The sequence below is a fragment of the Microcoleus sp. S36b_A4 genome, from assembly GCF_036700645.1.
GTDB lineage: Bacteria > Cyanobacteriota > Cyanobacteriia > Cyanobacteriales > Microcoleaceae > Microcoleus.
On the sequence record NZ_JAUBPI010000123.1, the window covers coordinates 1 to 16,281 of the forward strand.

Consider the following 16,281-nt stretch of genomic DNA (forward strand, 5'->3'; position numbering starts at 1 on the left):
AGTTTTTTTTCAACAATTCTCTAAAAGCCTCTTGACAAAAGACTTACAGTCTTAACTTGTCACCAATGGTTGTTTACAGGTGATGCTGGAATCGGCAGAAGCGCCTAATCAGCAAGTCTTGGCCCCGTGGGTGAGTAAGTCGATCGCTGGTTTGGGGGCTGCATCAATTGAAAAAGTCAAGGTTTACGGGCGACAGACGGGCGCAAAAGTGCCGGCGTGGAGTCAAGAGTTTGAAGTGGCGGGGCTAAAGTTGCCTGTTACGGATGTTACAGAGGGGCGGACAAGTCCTAGTGAAAATACGGAGTCAAATCAGCTTAGTTTGAAGGAACGGGCTAAGCTTGGGGATGTGGAGGCGATCGCCAGTCTGTTAAATCTTCCGTTGCAAAACAAGGGGATTACGGCGACTGCGAGTTTGCAAGACGGTTGTTTGCAGGTGATGCTGGAGGGCGATCGGGTTCCTGATGAGGAGGTTTCTATCAGGGTTGTTCGCAGGGAGTTGACGAATTTGAAGGCGGGGGCGATCGCTTCTGTGAAAGTTTACGGGCAGCAGGCGGGTGAGGATTTTCCGGCTTGGAATCGAGAGTTTGAGATAGCGCAAGTACAGTTGACATCAAGTCCAGCGAAATTAAGCGTGAATAATCAAGCTTCATGTTTTCAAGCGAAAATTCCAGACAAAAATACGCCAAAACAACTAGCTCAGTCAGCTTTAAACTTTCTCCAAACAACATTGCTTAGTCATCCAATAATCAGTAAACTGTATGAACAAAGTTTAGTTTTTATCAAAGACAACAAGTACATTATAAAAAACAAAAAAACGATGACAATCGCTATTATATTTATAGCGCTGGTAATAGTTAGTGCGATATTTTTGAATAAAGATGCGAAGTTTCAAAGAGAAGTATATGCTTCCTTTGATAGCTACCCGAAAAAGTCCCAACAAGAAGGATACAAAAAAATGTTTGAAGCATATACACTTGAGAGAGCAAAACAATATGGTCTAGAGTATTGCAGTGACTTATCAAAAGGTATGAGTGAAGAAGAATTATTCCGTGCCTACAACGATAGACAACTGAATAGATATATGAAATCTCTAGAAAACGGAACCATGAGTGAGCGAGAAAATATAGATTTATTTGTGGTAGAACGAGAGATACAAGGAGCGGCTATAAAAGTATATTGTCCTCAGTTCCAGAATGTAATTGATAAAGTTCCTCTCCAAAAACGTTTAGATGCTACAGATAAATAAACCAAGAAAAAGCTAAAAATAATTCGGTATATAGCTTTTTCAGTAGCAACCAACTCAATGTGACTTTTTATGACCTAGTTAGGATATAAACAACCTACTAAATATGACCTTATATGGCTTGACAAGTTTGGGAACTTAGGCAATAATCTATAGTTGAGACAGCAGATACATTAAGTATTGTATTTTTCAATAAAAAATAGATTTTAGAGGAGTTTAGTAACTATGAATGATGAAAAAGTTTTATCATGGCAAGATATAAAAAATGACTTCAGTGGTAGTGTTATTTTACTCGGAAATGGGTTTAGCTGTGCAGTTTGGGGAAAATTTCAATATCCATCACTTTATGAAAAAGCTTGCGTTGCAAGTGAGCATCCGCTCTCAAAGGAAGATCAAGATTTATTTAAAGCCCTGGAAACTAAAAACTTTGAGAGAGTTCTTCTCGCCCTTTCAACTGCTAGAATGATAAATAAAATTTTAGGAAAAGATTATTCAGTTATAAAAGAGCGATACGAGAGCATTAAATCAGCGTTGGGATATGCTGTCAGAAGTGTACATATTCCCTGGAAAAATGCAACAGAGAGTGGTGTCTTAAACAACATCAGAAGAGAACTGCTAAATTATAAATGCGTTTATAGCACCAACTATGATTTACTAATTTATTGGGCAGTTATGTCCGAATCAGATGGAGATGGATTTAAGGATTATTTCTTTCAAGCGAAAGCGAATAATTATTTTGACATTACTAACACAGAAATTCACGGAGACGCCACAAGAATCCTTTACCTTCATGGTGGGCTGCATCTTGATCGAAGCACGTCAGGACAAACAATCAAACGCAAACAAGAAGAAAACACAAACCTCCTTGATTCATTTGGCAAAGGATGGAGTGGGGGAACTGTACCTCTGTTGATTGCAGAAGGAGATGCAAAAGATAAACTAAAGTCTATATATAGTTCTGATTACCTCTCATTCGCCTATGCTCAATTTGCACAGCACAAAGGAGCGCTTGTTGTATTTGAGCATTCACTTGGGGACAGTGAGCAGCATATTGTGGATGCTATAAAAAGAGCAAAGCCTAGCCCTATAGCTATTTCTATCAGTCGCAATAAGTCACCGGAAGAAATTATTCACATAAAAGCAGAACTACATAAAAAACTTGACGAGGCAAGTAAATTAGTTTTTTTTGATGCTGAAACTCATCCTTTAGGCTTATTAGCAATGAGGGTAAATAATACTTAAGCCGGTTTCTCTGACAGGCGATCGCCCTTACATCCCTGTCAAAAAGCGCGATCGCCCCTCACTTAGATTATTTAGAGAAAACACGACCAGAATAATATTTTGTCATCGATTCCTGAGAAATAATCCCATGACAAGATTCGTCTCTCAGCAAATCCCCTCTCGCTTCTAGCCAAGGCATTTCACTGCAAATCATTCGTTCCAAAGTTTCATCATCATACTCAAAATATGCCTCACCAACTTCTTCGATAAACTGCCCAATTTTTTGGGGAAGTTTCGGTTGTTCGATTTTCTCTGTAATTGGTTCCCAACTAAATTGGCATTGGTACTTCTCTAATAAATCAGGAATAACCGGGCCGTGAATCCAGGCTTGAAAATCTGCATCAAATAGTGGCGTGCCGTAAACTCCTAAATACCAAGCTTGAGCGTAATACACGAGTTTTTGTAGCTTGTAGACGTTGATTGCTACATCAGTTTGCGCGGCTAACCAAATCAAAGCATTTGCAATATCTCGATCGCTGATTTTTTCCGAATTAGTTGCAACCGCAACAACTTTCAGTTGACCTTCGCCTATCTGTTCCAATAGTTCAGAAACTGACAAGTTAAATTCTCCGGCAATTTGCTCAACTCTTTGCCATACCGGAGAACTTACAGTTATTTGATATTCAGTTGTTATTGAGGTAGCTTGGGTCATGGCAGTTTTTAAAGCTGACTTAAATAATTGTAGCAAACAGTGCGGAATAATGACCTAATAGCGATCGCCCTTACATCCCAAATTGCCAAAAAGCGCGTGAAGCGCAGCTATCCCGTAGGGAATCGCCCCTACATGAATTATTCAAGCTAACTCCGACACACTCAGCCGCCCTTCTACGGGTTCATACTCATCCTCTAAAAGCCAATACTGCGCCTCCTCATAACTCTGACTAGAAAACACAACTTTATAACCCTCAGCCGGATCGTATATCTGACAATTTCCCTCAGCGTCACTTAGTAACAAAAGCAGATAAGGCGGTGAAAGATTTGGATCGATCCATACCTCTGTAAATTCCCAGTTATTCTTCACTGAATCGGCTTCGAGGCGTAACGTGGTATCGGTTTTCTGCATCAAATTTTATATCTCAGTAGTAAAGTAAAAGATGGCTACCATCCGGGTCAACTCTATAACCAATTGATTCAGCAAAAAACATACCATAACGATCGTAGCCCCGAATCGTACCTGTAAATTCTCCATCTTCTATTATGGCTTGAGCTACCTGATTCATACTAGCCTCATCGTTAAAAATATGAGCAGCACGTCCTTTATTAAGCAGTCTTCTCATTTGGGGCGTGTCTGGCAAGTGTTTAGCAATGTGCCTGCTGTCAAGGGTGATTTTGCGATTAATTCCACTCATTAATTAATTATTGAGCATACAAGTATGATTAAATCATGCGATCGCCCTTACATCCCAAACTGTGAAAAAGCCTGTAGGCGTAACCAGCAGCCGACAATGGGGGCAGCATCGCTATGCCTTTAGCAAATCCCCATCAGTCAACAGTTGATACTAGGAAATATCGCTCTAAAAAATACTTGACAGTCAAAATCTGGCGGTGTATTATAGAAGTAGTGCAAAAAATGAAAAACATGAGACTAAAAAGTTGGGAGTCTCCCCGCAGCGAGGGTAGAAACTCCAAAGGTAAAGGCGGCTCAGCCAGAGCTCGGCAACTCAAAAAGCAACAGCAAACTCTGCGAAAACAGTTAAAAGCTCAACACGATCGACAAAACAACCAACAAAACCATCAAGGGAAGGAAACCCATAATTCCTTCCCTTTTTTTGTATCTTTGCGCTGCTCAATCCCGCTGAATGTTCGGACAAATCGTGCTAGTAATGCTCGCCTGGGAGGGTTCCTCTTGCCAGCAGTTGAGAATGCCTTGCAACTCCCCCTTCAAAGTTTCTAAGGCTGCAATTTGCACGGAAATTTCCTCTACCTTAGCCGTTAGATGCTGCTTCGCTTCAGAGCAAGGCAAGTCTCCCCGATCGCGAACCTGTAAAATATCCTTAATCTCCTGAAGGCTCAAACCCAGAGCCTGAGAGCGTTTAATAAACGCCAACCTATTAAATACCGTTTCGCCAAACAAGCGATAACCAGCGGGCGATCGCTTTACCGCAGGAGACAGCAAGCCCATCTCCTCATAGTAACGAACAGTTTTCACCGACAAACCACTACAGGCAGCTACAGAGCCAATTTTGTACAGTTTCTCGGCCACAGAAATATTCATAAACTCAGCATCCAAGATCGAAAGACTTTCTTGCCCGATCTTTTAGTGCCTCAGATCCAGGGAGTCGATCGGCACCTCACCCAGTCACCATTGCCCGGTAATCTTAATAAGGAGGATTTTTTTTAGACACATTAAGCACGGGCAACTGAGGTCTAGAAGACTGAGGAGGAAGATAGTATTCAGGAGCAGGTGCGGGTTGTTCGGCTCCAGAGCGGTAAAATTGCCACCAGCGGAGACCCATCGCCACCCCAGCCGTACCCAGTCCAAAAGCCAATAAAGAGCCACTCGCACCCATGCTGCCGATGGCTGCATCGACAATGCCCACTGTCACAACAAAGCTGGTAATTGGTTCTCTACGGTAAGCTGACCTCAAAAGTCGCGTCCACGAAGCATTCATTTGGTTTTACTCTGTTCTATATTTATTTACAAGCTCTAAAACTTAGAGTTGGCGGAACGATCGGGATTTCTAGCAAGGGAGACTAGCTTCACCTAAATTAATCTTCTCGCCTGTGGGGAATTGTACGGGAGCGAGGCAAAATTGCCAAGCTTGTCAAATCAAAATTCCACCCCATATATACCTCCAAAAGCCAGCGATTGCATTCGGGAACAGATCTCTCTCGACAGAGAAGTCGCTGGGCTTGTTTCTAATTAATATTTTAATCAATTCCCGAATTTGTCGCGGTCAGCAGAACTCACACCCCCTGCCGTTTGAGTCAAGACAAAGTGTAAGGCTGACCGCGCCATTGCTAAAATTAGTTGAGACCTAACCAGGACAGCAAGCCCTGGCCTGTGACATACTCGATAATTAAAGTTAGAGAAAAACCGATCATCGCGGCTCGACCGTTAAGGCGTTCCGCATAGCTGTTGAAGCCAAACTTAGGCTGTTCCAGTTTGGGAGTGACGGTGGGTTGTAGTTGTGTCATTGCTTTGGGTACCTGGCGATCGACGCTATTCAAATGTGGAATTCAATGTTAGTTACAAATCTTAAACATTGCTACTTCTATTATAAAGAGGGTTAACCGCCGTCAACCGTCCCGGAAGAGAAAAAACTGCCACCAACTAATGCCAATTAATTATACCCGCTCAAAATATGACTAATCAGTTAGATAACGATAAGCTTCCTGTCGCCGTACAGCGAGTAGCCTTTGCCCTTCGTACAACAGGCTGGATTTGCTTCTGGGTACAGGTAGTGCTAGGGGTGGTAGCGGCGATCATTTTGCTCTTTGCCATCCCCTTCGCCCTCCCCAGGGCTAGCGCCGCTGCGGGTTCAACCAGTGCCGGCACCGGCGGCGGCGTATTTTTTGCCATTTGCGGGCTGGCCGTACTTGCTTACAGCGTATATCGCTCTTTCCGCTTCACCCGCTTGTCGAGACAACTGCGATCGCCCGCTAACGCTGTCCGTCCCAAAAAAGCAGACACGATCAAAGAGGTGCGGCTGGCACTGATGAGCAACTTGTCAGGAATGGTGCTGACGCTGATAGGCGCAGAAGCCATCAGCGGCACGCTTTTAGCCAAATCTCTAGCTCAGCCGCAAGCCTTGTTCGGTGCCGCAGTCGATGTGGGCCGATTTATTCAGCCCCTAGATATATTTGTGGTACTCGCCAATACTCACGCCACTGTTGCCCATTTTGTCGGGATTTTCGGGGCTCTGTGGTTGCTCGATCGCATCCACAAGCAATAGTTCTGGGGAATTGGGCATGGGGCATGGGGCATGGGGCATGAGCCTTCCCAGGGAATGGGGCATGGGGCATGAGCCTTCCCAGGGAATTGGCCCGCGCAGGGCATGGGCATGAGTGGGAATTGGTTATAAGTTATTGGTTATTAGTTATTGGTTATGCGTTATTGGTTATTTGTGAGGGCCTACTAATGCCCGATGCCCGATGCCCGATGCCCGATGCCCGATGCCCGATGCCCGATGCCCGATGCCCCACTCTCCCCCAACCTACATCCGGAATCACTGCCAACCTGTCGAAGAACGTACTCAGATACCTTCTACCAAGACAACATGAATATCATGGCACTGAAACCCGAGGCTTATTTTGGGGTGACAGATCACCCAACTATTGAAATTTCTCAAGAAAGTTTTCGTTCTGTCCTAGGTCAAATAGAAGCTGAACTCGTATGTAGCGACACCTATAGCCAAGCTCTAGCTAGCTTGCAAACAATGTTGGGTGAAGCAGCCTCCGCTGCCGAAATTTTAATTAGAGCAGTTAGCAGAGAAGCCGTCAAGCTCGCATTCGATCGATTTCCCAAACAAAACAAAATTGAACCGCAAGTAGCCCCAGAGAGTTTTACTGCTGTAAGTCCCGCCATTGAGACGGTGACAGAAATTCAAGAATTGGAGCCACCAGTAGCTGTTCCTGTCTTCTATTGGCGCAGCGCTAGTGTGGAAGCGCCGCCCCAAACCGAGTCCGACACAGAAGAAAATTCCGATCGAGACACTGACACTTCTGAAGACAGCAAAGAAGCGCCCCAAGACGAAATTAAATTCGAGTCTGCTCCACCTGCAACTGTCACCGTCCCCGGAAAATCCTTCCCAGGGTTTGGTTTTCCCAAAAAGCCGAAAAAACTCACCAGGGAAGAAGAAGCAGCAATAGCAGTTCAACAGCGAGAAGAGTGCCTGCGGGAGTTGGGTGGAGAATTGCGTAAGGGACGGCAAATTCGCTCCTTATCTCTGCTGCAACTCCACAGTCAAACTCTTGTGCCGGTTCACCACATCGAATCGATCGAAAATGGGGAAATCGACAAACTGCCCCAAGATATTTACGTTAGAGGTTTTATCCGCAGACTGGGCGACGCCTTGGGACTAGACGGCAGCGCTATGGCGAATGCTTTGCCCAAACCCGCTCCGAGTCCAATTCCCAGTATGTATGTGTCTGTTTCCGATTCCGACTCAGGCGAAGGCTTTCAAATGCGTCCGGTGCATTTGTACATCGGCTACACCGCTTTGATGGCTGGGGCTGTAGGGGGTTTGGGTTGGCTGTCGCAGCAACCCGTGGTGCCAGGAGCACAGGCAGTACCTCAACCGCAGGTGACACCGCCAGCCTCAGTTGCACCGGCTCAGAAGACCCCAGAAAAAGCACCTCAACCGGGCTTGAAGAAGTCTAATAACGGGGGATTGAGGATGGGGGCTGACATGGCCCCGCCGGAGGTGATTTTTGGTTAGTGTGTGTCGGGCGATCGATCGTCCGACCACTCTCTTGGTGCAGGTGAACTCGGAAACCTGGTTTCCGAATTCACCTCCATACGCATACTTGCTTGAAGAAATAAGTCCAGGAGAGCAATTACGGTTGAGATTTTAGTTCAATCCCCCACCTTCATCCATCTGTAGAGTCAATTCTAAAATCTAAAATCTAAAATCTAAAATCTAAAATCTAAAATCTAAAATCGCCAGCCCGTGTACCCAAAGTGATTTTTCAACTGCATCAGGAAACCCGATATGTGCGATAAACTATCTATTTGACCACTCCTAAAAGAGGTTTCCGATAAGATGAGTTCCCCAGCCACCGCTGCTTTCTCCGATCTCGATCCGCTATCGACTCACTCGCCAACAGCCACGAGTTTGGCGGCACCAGACACTGCTTTGGTAACGGCGGCTCAACTGCCAAAAGCATCTTGGACAATAGAAGATAGTGAGAAACTCTACCGAATTCAAGGTTGGGGCGAACCGTATTTTTCGATCAATGCAGCCGGTCACGTTACAGTGTCTCCCAAGGGCGATCGCGGCGGTTCCCTCGACTTGTGCGAACTGGTAGACTCTCTCAAACAGCGAAATTTGGCTTTGCCCCTGCTGATTCGATTTTCTGATATTTTGGAAGACCGGATCGAGCGCTTAAATTCTTGTTTTGCCAGAGCGATCGCTCGGTACAATTACAAAAATGTCTATCGCGGTGTGTTTCCAGTCAAATGCAACCAGCACCGACAATTAATTCAAGATTTGGTGCGTTTCGGTCAACCCCATCACTTCGGACTGGAAGCCGGCTCGAAACCAGAATTAATGATAGCTTTGGCGACCTTAAAAACCCCAGGCGCTTTGTTAATTTGCAACGGTTACAAAGATCGCGAATACATCGAAACTGCTATTTTGGCGCAGCGGCTAGGCCAAACTTCCGTAATTGTGCTGGAGCAAATTGAGGAAGTAGAACTCGCTATCGCCGCGAGCAAAGCATTAGGAATTAAACCGATTTTGGGAGTGCGAGCAAAACTCACTACCAAAGGCGTTGGCCGCTGGGGAGGCTCCACGGGCGATCGGGCAAAATTTGGCTTGACAATTCCTGAAATTATCCGCGCAGTCGGCGAACTAGAAAAAGCTGGAATGCTCGATTGTTTGCAGTTACTGCACTTTCACATCGGCTCTCAAATTTCCTCAATTAGCGTCATCAAAGACGCCATTCGAGAAGCCAGCCACATTTATGTAGAATTAGCTAAATTGGGAGCTAATATGAACTACTTGGACGTAGGTGGCGGACTCGGCGTTGACTACGACGGCTCTAAAACAAACTTCCACGCTTCCAAAAACTACAATATGCAAAACTACGCTAACGACGTAGTAGCGGGAGTGAAAGATGCTTGCGACGAGCGGAAAATCCCGGTTCCCATTATCATTAGCGAAAGCGGGCGGGCGATCGCTTCTCATCAATCAGTGTTAGTTTTTGACGTACTCGGTACTAGCGATGTCCCCAGAGAAGTACCAGAACCAGTAGATGAAAACGCGCACCAAATTCCGCGAAATCTCTACGAAATTTACCAATCTATCAGTCCCGAAAATTACCAAGAAGTTTATCACGATGCTATCCAATTCAAGGAAGAAGCAGTCAGTTTATTTAACTTAGGCTATTTGGGAATGGCGGAACGGGCGAAAACCGAACAGTTGTACTGGGCTTGCTGCGATAAAATCCAGATGATCGCGCGGCAAAAAGAATATGTATCTGACGATTTGGAAGACTTAGAAAAGGTGATGGCGTCTATTTATTACATCAACTTATCTGTTTTCCAGTCAGTACCAGACAGTTGGGCAATTAACCAATTATTCCCAATTATGCCAATTAACCGACTCGACGAAGAACCAACTCAACGCGGTATTTTAGCTGATCTTACCTGCGACAGCGACGGCAAAATCGACCAATTCATCGATTTGCGAGATGTAAAGTCGGTTTTGGAACTGCATACTCTCAAACCAGGAGAACCGTACTATTTAGCGCTATTTTTGGGGGGTGCTTATCAAGAAATTATGGGCAACCTTCACAACTTATTCGGCGATGCAAATGCAGTTCATATTCAGCTAACACCTTCTGGCTATCATATCGAACACGTTGTGAAAGGAGACACTATGAAAGAAGTCCTCAGCTACGTACAGTATGATTCAGAAAATTTGGTTGAAAGCATCCGCCGTCAGACAGAAGCAGCTTTGCAGCAAAATAAAATTACTCTTTCCGAGGCCCAGCTTTTGCTGCAAAATTACGAGCGGAGTCTCAGCCAATATACTTATCTTCAGTCTTAAAATGTAGGGTGCAACCTAAGCACATTACCAGAATTAAAAGCTGAGATCATAAACGTAAAAGTAGGGTGCGCCTAGCGCACCTTACCTTGATCCCTTAGCAATTGCCAATTAGCAATTAGCAATTATGCACCATGACCGAGAATTTCAGATATCGCCCGCCGCTCTTCTCCCTGCTGAGTTGGTAAAACTTGGCGAGCGTCAGTAATCAGCCAATCGAGAGCCGCCGCTTGCAAATCGATCGCAGCCCCGGTTTTATCAACGCAGTAGCGCCCGAACACCAGTTTGTCAACCAACCGCACCTCCGGGCCCAAACGAGAATACTCAAAAATCACGCTGTTTTCCACAGTGGCGCCACTGCAAAGCCAACAGTTTGGACCAATCATTGTCGGGCCGACAATTTTTGCTCCATCCTCAATGATCGTCATTCCACCAATGTAAACAGGCCCAGTAATATCAACCTTATCCCAGTTGACAGCTACATTCAAACCAGCATAAATGCCGGGGCGCACTTCAATTCCCGGAATCGAAACATTTTTAACTTGTCCCAGCAGCACGCTCTGAATTGCCCGCCAATAGTCAGGAACTTTGCCGATATCCACCCACTCAAAGTCCATGCTAATCCCGTAAAAAGGTGCGCCTTCTGCTACTAGCTTGGGAAATAACTCCGAACCGATATCATATTCCTGACCCGAAGGGATGTATTTGAATATTTCCGGTTCAAAAATATAAATACCAGTGTTAATGTCGGTACTCAGAGCTTCTTCTACAGAAGGTTTTTCTTGGAAAGCTTTAACTTTGCCAGACTCGTCTGTTACCACCACTCCGTAACTGGGAACCTCTTCGCGGGGAACCGATTTCATAACAATAGTAGCGATCGCCCCTTTTTCCCGGTGCCACTTCACAGCAGCAGTCAAGTCCAAGTCAATCAAAGCGTCGCCGCACAGCACCACAAAAGTATCGTCAAAAAACGGCGAGAAGTCCTGAATTCGTTTCATGCCACCAGCCGAACCGAGAGCCTCTCCAATCAGTTCTCCCTCCTCAATTCGCCCTTCAAAAGAATAGGCAATTTGTACCCCAAACTTTTGACCGTCACGGAAGTAGTTTTCAATCACGTCTGCCAGGTGGGAAACATTGACCATAATCTGGTCAAATCCGTGCTGGCGGAGCAATTCAACCAAAAACTCCATCACTGGCTTTTGCAGGATGGGAATCATCGGTTTGGGTATTGTCTGAGTAATAGGACGGACGCGAGTGCCTTTACCGGCCGCCAGAATCATCGCTTTCATTCTTAACTTCCTCAACCCTCTGTTAACTGATATCAACTGAACAATTAGATGCTAGCGGTTGCGATCGTCGAATCGATCGAGCGCGGCAAAATCCTGACCTGTTTATAGGCGACATCGTACCAGGCTATCAATGACTCTTCCCTATTTGCTTGATTTAAGAAACCAGGAATCGGGAATCAGCAAAAACTTCGCACTCCCGCTGTCCGCATTCGAGACTCAACAGCAGAATGTCGGCGAGCGAGGTTCTGTCTGGAATTTTAACCGACGCAGCGGCACAGTTATTAGTTTCGCTTCGCCCGATAACCTAATACCCTGCAAGCTCAAAGCGCGCGGATTTTGAGGTCTTGATAAAACTCCTCTTGAAGCAACTCTACTTTAGACTGAGCCGATAGCAGCAACAACGCCCAAAAAATACCCACGCGGTCATGATTTGGCAAGTGAACTTCCCCAGTCGATACCGGGTGTTCTGGGTTGACAGGAGAGTGCAAATCGTTATGATGCCAGAGCTCTAGCAATTTCTCCAAGTCCAGCCAACCCTCGTCAATTTCCGCGCCCCGCTGAGCCAGAAACCGTTCGAGTTCACTAGCAGTTTCAACGAGATTTTCTTGGTGAGCTAGCTCAAAGATAGCCTGTGCCGCTTGCGATCGCATTTTTGAAGTAGGGCGGCGTCGGGGAGTAACTGTCTGCTCCATTGCTGCTTTCATTAGCTGCAACTGCTCAATCAGTTCTGGGAGAGTCACCGGGCGTTTTTGCGGTAGTTGAGCTACACCGCGACGGCGCAATTGTCGCTCTAAATGCTGCGGCAAGTGTCGCCCGCCTGAGTGTTCTGCGTCTTCTACTGCCGGCTCGTCGGCCGAGTCGGGATTCGCGGGGGGTTCGGAGAGGACGATACTTTCTGCTTTGAGCAACACCAGCATTGAAGCGTACAAAAACGCTTGGCCGGAGTGGGACAAATCGGAGAAATCCTTACTCTGATCGGCATCGCAGGCGTTCGTAAGCTTGCTCAGACATCGATCGAACACTTCAATTACCTTAACGTCCCAAGGATCAATTTCTCCCCGTTCGGCTAGGTCAATTAAAATTGCGATCCCCTCAGAAATCGTTTCTAACCCATCTTGGTCTCGGGAAACGGCCATTCGATTTTAGATTTTAGATTTTAGATTTTAGATTTTAGATTTTGCCTCTGGGAAAACGAGAGAGCATATCAAATTAAGTGGCGGTTATTTCAGCAGCTTTGGCATCAATGGCTGCTATTTCTAGACTTATCGGTTCAGCACTTTCTAACAAAGGTTGTTGGCCTTCTACTTCGGCTTTATAGCGTTCAAGATTTTGTTCTAATTCCTGAATCCGCTGCTCTTTTTCGCGAACTTGGCGAATCTCTTGGCGCAACGCGAGGGTTCGCTGCATTCTCGACCACAGACTGAACAGCCACGCTAGTGTTGCCCCTAATCCGGTCGCTACAATTAGTTCTACGCACAGCGGAGCTTTAACTTGGACGCCTTGGATAACTTGAATCGCAACTGGCTCTGTATTTTCGATGCTGAATAATACTAGAGCCAAGCAAATCAGAAAGATGAAGAAGAAATTTAGCGATCGCATTTTCTCTGTTCCTAATTCTCAATTCAGGTTAAGCAAATTATTTACCATTTGTCAACTTTTTTTTGGCAGATCTTCTCAGTTTTTTTGATAAGATAAAATCGGGTCAATTAACCATACTATCGGGGGAGGGGCGGGTTTATTGGAGTTCTGAGAGTTTATTGAAGATATTGGTTAACCCGCCCCTGCAGGAGATATCCTCTTTAGGTTTGACCGATGTTTTGGGGTTTCTTGCCGATTCCCAGTGCTGGCAATATTTGATATTTCAAAGCAATGCCCGCGGCTACAAACAAGGCAATAATCAGCGCCCCAATTCCTACCGGGCTGGGAATCCAGAATATCGCCTCCAAATAGTTAACTTCTCCGGGTTTGAGCTTCCAAACTAACTGTTTTCCTTGCTGATAGCTTTCGGGAACCAGCGCACCGGCGACTGTTTCAATACTTTCGGCGCCCCAAGGCGTGTTCAAGCTAAAGTCTAGCTCCAAAAGTCCCCCCGGACTCAGCAGCAGACTGCCATTAGAAGAAAGCAGAGAAAGAGAGCGCAAATCCAATTCCAAACTCAACCGATTTCGCAGCATTAATAACAAATTATTCTGCTTGACACTAAGGTGAGATTCAAACTTCGGCAAATCGGTTTCTAGCGGACTTGCCTCCCGATATTTTGTGGTTGGTGCGATCGGATTGTAAAATTGGTTGAACTTGTCTTGCAACTCGGCTCCATTATTGAAAGGAATCCTCACCAGAACTTCTGTGGGGGAAACCCGTTTAGTTTTTCCGTCCAGCAACCTCACCCGGCTTTCTACGCTTTTCAACCATTCTGCAACAGTTTCGCTGCTGAAGCTCGTCAACCTTTCCCCTAGTTTTATGTGCTGCACGATTTCGCCGCGATTTTGACTCTCAAAGTTGACCCCGACATCGTACTGAACGCATCCAGTCACTAGAGTTAAAAGGCAAAAAACCAAAGGTAAAAGAAAGAAAAAGTGCTTTTTCTTCTTCCCAGTTCCATCCTTGACATTTGGCTCTTTCATTATAAATTTTTCCCTATTTTTCCCTATTTGCATGAATTAGCAAAGCGTTGAATTGCCGACACTGTTTCTATGTTTGTTTAACTGGTTCCTAGGCTCTGCCTGGGAACCCATGTCCAGAGGCTTTGCCTCGCAAGCTTTCATCCAAACTCGAGGCAAAGCCTCATGATATGTATTACCAGGCAGAGCCTGGTAACGAGTAAAAACGCACTGAACTTATTGCCTCGAAGCTACACCCAACTGTTGAAACAGCATACTTGGCAAATAGGCTGCACCGCCTACCCATTCGGCTTCGCTGCTTAAATCTGCCAAATTTTTAAACGCTTCAAAAATGCTGCCTGCCACCATTGTATTCTTGACGCGACCCACAATTTTGCCTTTTTCTACTTTATAGCCTAAGTCCAAATTGACAGAAAATTCGCCAGCTAACTGATTGGACTGACCGGCACCTAAAACCTGCTCTACTATTAGACCTTCATCCATGCTAGCAATCAAGTCTTGAGTGGCGGTATTTCCTGGTGAAATGCAAAAGTTAGTCAAATCAGGGCCTGGGCGAGACAATCCGCCACGAAAACCGTTGCCGGTTGATTGTACACCGGCGCGAGCGGCCCACCTGCGATCCCAATAAAATCCGGTGACAGTACCTTTGTCTATCAAGACTTTGCGGGTGGTGGGCGTACCTTCGTCGTCAAAGGGACAAGCAGAAGGGCCTAAAGTGGGGTCTTCAAAAAAGGTAAAGCGTTCGTCAAATAAGGTTTCGCCGATTTTGTCGGCTAGGGGAGAGGCTTTTTGAACTACTGCTTGACCTGAAAGGATGGTATCAAAGAGGCCGCCGAGGGTGCTAGCAGCGGCATTGGGGGTAAATAATACTGGGTAGGAACCGCTGGCGATGGTGGCTGAATGTTCGGCGAGGCGGTATTTTTCGAGGAGTGATTGGAGGATGCTGTTGGTGTCGAGGGGACGATCGCGCGCAACGTCGTAACTGTATGCTTGCATAAAGTCTTCTCCCTTTACCAAATTTCCCGAGATCGAGCCACTGACTATTTGGCTGCTTCTTTCGGCATACAAATCTCGCGTCGTGGCAATTTTCACGCGGCCACTGCGGACGTGGAAACCGACATCTACCATAATATCGGGATTGTAGGCGTGAACTTGCTCAATCAGGTTTTTGCCGTTTTCGACTAATTCTTGAGTTGTGGGCGGAGTGTAGGTGGTTTCCGGGCCTTTTAGGTGGAAGTTGGAGGCGAGTTCAAATTCTGCGGGGTCGCCGATTTCGGCTGTTTGAATCGCTGCATCGACTAAATCGTCTATCCGCGTTAAGTCTGTGGAACTGGCAAAACCTATTTTGCCGTTGTAAATCAGCCGGAGTGCGACACCTTGCAGTGCTTTGGTTTGCAGGGATTTGAGGCGATTGTTTTCAAATTCGATCGGGGTGTCTTGACTCGACAGGTAGTATACTTCAGCGGCATCCGCGCGTTGAGATGCCAATTTTAATATCTGTTCTATGGTTGAATCGCTCACAATAATCGCCTTTCTGGTTGGGTCTTTTTTTATTTTAGCAATTATCGCTATTCAACTTCTGACTCCTGCCTCATGCTCGATCATTAATCCGTGTATCCGTGTCAAAAGCACTGGTGGTGTCTTCCTTATTTCTTCATCCTAACCTGCGCTACATCCGTTACATCCGTTAAATAATCCGTTGCCGAACTTCCTTCTCCTCTAATTGTAATTCACACTGTTTAAAAACATAGTTAACTGCTGCAAACAGCCGATCTAAGTCCTGAATTGTATAGAAAATTTTATTTTGAGTAAACATTTCTAACTTGAGCTTGCCAAACTGCCACATTGCCCCATTAGAAACAATCCCAAAGATAGTTTGTTCTGGTTCATTGTTAAGTCGTTGCACGGCGATCATTTCTGCCAAACACTGCCCCCATCCTTCATCAAATGCGCTCTCTTTCTTGGCTTCAACTAATATGAAATAGGGCTTGTCAAAAACTACTGTGCCGAGGGGGGAGCGCTTCGCCAATATATAATCTGGAATTCCTGACAGATTCTCATTAGACATCTCCAAAATAGTAACAGTTCGTGGTAATATCACATCATAAAGCTTTTTTGACCCAGAAACATGAGCG

17 protein-coding genes and 1 pseudogene are annotated in these 16,281 nt (G+C 45.6%); 6 read left to right on the forward strand and 12 right to left on the reverse strand.

Going from position 1 to position 16,281, the window contains the following annotated elements; genetic code table 11:
- Positions 1–79: 79 nt before the first annotated feature.
- Both QUA03_RS25915 and QUA03_RS25920 read left to right on the forward strand, forming a co-directional pair.
- The gene (locus QUA03_RS25915) at positions 80–1,246 is read left to right on the forward strand and encodes a hypothetical protein (RefSeq protein ID WP_333216186.1); all 1,167 of its coding nucleotides are present in this window, start codon (positions 80–82) and stop codon (positions 1,244–1,246) included.
- Positions 1,247–1,468: 222 nt separating this feature from the next.
- Positions 1,469–2,485 carry a DUF4917 family protein gene (locus QUA03_RS25920; RefSeq protein ID WP_333216188.1) on the forward strand — a complete coding sequence of 339 codons (1,017 nt, stop codon included), beginning with the start codon at positions 1,469–1,471 and terminating at the stop codon, positions 2,483–2,485.
- A 67-nt stretch (positions 2,486–2,552) separates the two neighbouring features.
- Here QUA03_RS25920 and QUA03_RS25925 read toward each other — a convergent pair whose 3' ends face one another.
- The 6 genes from QUA03_RS25925 to QUA03_RS25950 form a co-directional block, all read right to left on the reverse strand.
- A complete protein-coding gene (locus tag QUA03_RS25925; protein ID WP_333216190.1) occupies positions 2,553–3,176 on the reverse strand; it encodes a type II toxin-antitoxin system antitoxin SocA domain-containing protein in 624 nt (207 codons plus the stop codon).
- A 141-nt stretch (positions 3,177–3,317) separates the two neighbouring features.
- The gene (locus QUA03_RS25930; RefSeq protein WP_333216192.1) at positions 3,318–3,587 is read right to left on the reverse strand and encodes a hypothetical protein; all 270 of its coding nucleotides are present in this window, start codon (positions 3,585–3,587) and stop codon (positions 3,318–3,320) included.
- Positions 3,588–3,600: 13 nt separating this feature from the next.
- Positions 3,601–3,873, reverse strand: a complete 273-nt coding sequence (locus QUA03_RS25935) for a DUF6972 family protein (protein WP_333216194.1) — start codon at positions 3,871–3,873, stop codon at positions 3,601–3,603.
- Between the two features lie 437 nt (positions 3,874–4,310).
- Positions 4,311–4,739: a heavy metal-responsive transcriptional regulator gene (locus tag QUA03_RS25940; RefSeq protein ID WP_333216196.1), complete on the reverse strand. Its 429-nt coding sequence runs from the start codon at positions 4,737–4,739 to the stop codon at positions 4,311–4,313.
- 103 nt (positions 4,740–4,842) lie between these two features.
- Positions 4,843–5,136: a hypothetical protein gene (locus QUA03_RS25945; protein ID WP_333216198.1), complete on the reverse strand. Its 294-nt coding sequence runs from the start codon at positions 5,134–5,136 to the stop codon at positions 4,843–4,845.
- Between the two features lie 355 nt (positions 5,137–5,491).
- Positions 5,492–5,662, reverse strand: coding sequence for a hypothetical protein (locus QUA03_RS25950; RefSeq protein ID WP_172186391.1), 171 nt, complete (start codon positions 5,660–5,662; stop codon positions 5,492–5,494).
- 167 nt (positions 5,663–5,829) lie between these two features.
- Between QUA03_RS25950 and QUA03_RS25955 the strand changes: the two genes are divergently transcribed.
- From QUA03_RS25955 to speA, 3 genes are all read left to right on the forward strand, one after another.
- Positions 5,830–6,420 carry a DUF3611 family protein gene (locus tag QUA03_RS25955; protein WP_333216200.1) on the forward strand — a complete coding sequence of 197 codons (591 nt, stop codon included), beginning with the start codon at positions 5,830–5,832 and terminating at the stop codon, positions 6,418–6,420.
- 333 nt (positions 6,421–6,753) lie between these two features.
- Positions 6,754–7,905, forward strand: a complete 1,152-nt coding sequence (locus QUA03_RS25960) for a helix-turn-helix domain-containing protein (protein WP_333216202.1) — start codon at positions 6,754–6,756, stop codon at positions 7,903–7,905.
- Positions 7,906–8,229: 324 nt separating this feature from the next.
- Positions 8,230–10,239: a biosynthetic arginine decarboxylase gene (gene speA, locus QUA03_RS25965; protein WP_333216203.1), complete on the forward strand. Its 2,010-nt coding sequence runs from the start codon at positions 8,230–8,232 to the stop codon at positions 10,237–10,239.
- Positions 10,240–10,361: 122 nt separating this feature from the next.
- On the opposite strand, the gene QUA03_RS25970 is transcribed toward speA, so the two are convergent.
- Positions 10,362–11,525: an NDP-sugar synthase gene (locus QUA03_RS25970; protein WP_333216205.1), complete on the reverse strand. Its 1,164-nt coding sequence runs from the start codon at positions 11,523–11,525 to the stop codon at positions 10,362–10,364.
- A gap of 130 nt (positions 11,526–11,655) precedes the next feature.
- Here QUA03_RS25970 and QUA03_RS25975 point away from each other — a divergent pair, with 130 nt between their 5' ends.
- On the forward strand, positions 11,656–11,865 hold the full coding sequence (locus tag QUA03_RS25975) for a hypothetical protein (RefSeq protein WP_333086391.1): 210 nt from the start codon (positions 11,656–11,658) through the stop codon (positions 11,863–11,865).
- Here the strand turns inward: QUA03_RS25975 and QUA03_RS25980 are convergent.
- The 5 genes and pseudogenes from QUA03_RS25980 to QUA03_RS26000 all read right to left on the reverse strand — a co-directional run.
- Entirely contained in the window at positions 11,846–12,661 is an 816-nt protein-coding gene (locus tag QUA03_RS25980) for a segregation/condensation protein A (RefSeq protein ID WP_333216208.1), read from the reverse strand. The two genes, QUA03_RS25975 and QUA03_RS25980, sit on opposite strands and share 20 nt — an antisense overlap.
- Before the next feature lie 73 nt (positions 12,662–12,734).
- The gene (locus QUA03_RS25985; protein ID WP_333216210.1) at positions 12,735–13,124 is read right to left on the reverse strand and encodes a LapA family protein; all 390 of its coding nucleotides are present in this window, start codon (positions 13,122–13,124) and stop codon (positions 12,735–12,737) included.
- Positions 13,125–13,324: 200 nt separating this feature from the next.
- Positions 13,325–14,149 carry a DUF3153 domain-containing protein gene (locus QUA03_RS25990; RefSeq protein ID WP_333216212.1) on the reverse strand — a complete coding sequence of 275 codons (825 nt, stop codon included), beginning with the start codon at positions 14,147–14,149 and terminating at the stop codon, positions 13,325–13,327.
- 213 nt (positions 14,150–14,362) lie between these two features.
- Positions 14,363–15,667, reverse strand: a complete 1,305-nt coding sequence (locus tag QUA03_RS25995) for a TldD/PmbA family protein (RefSeq protein ID WP_333216214.1) — start codon at positions 15,665–15,667, stop codon at positions 14,363–14,365.
- Positions 15,668–15,833: 166 nt separating this feature from the next.
- Positions 15,834–16,281, reverse strand: a pseudogene (locus QUA03_RS26000) (hypothetical protein); the annotation flags it as partial.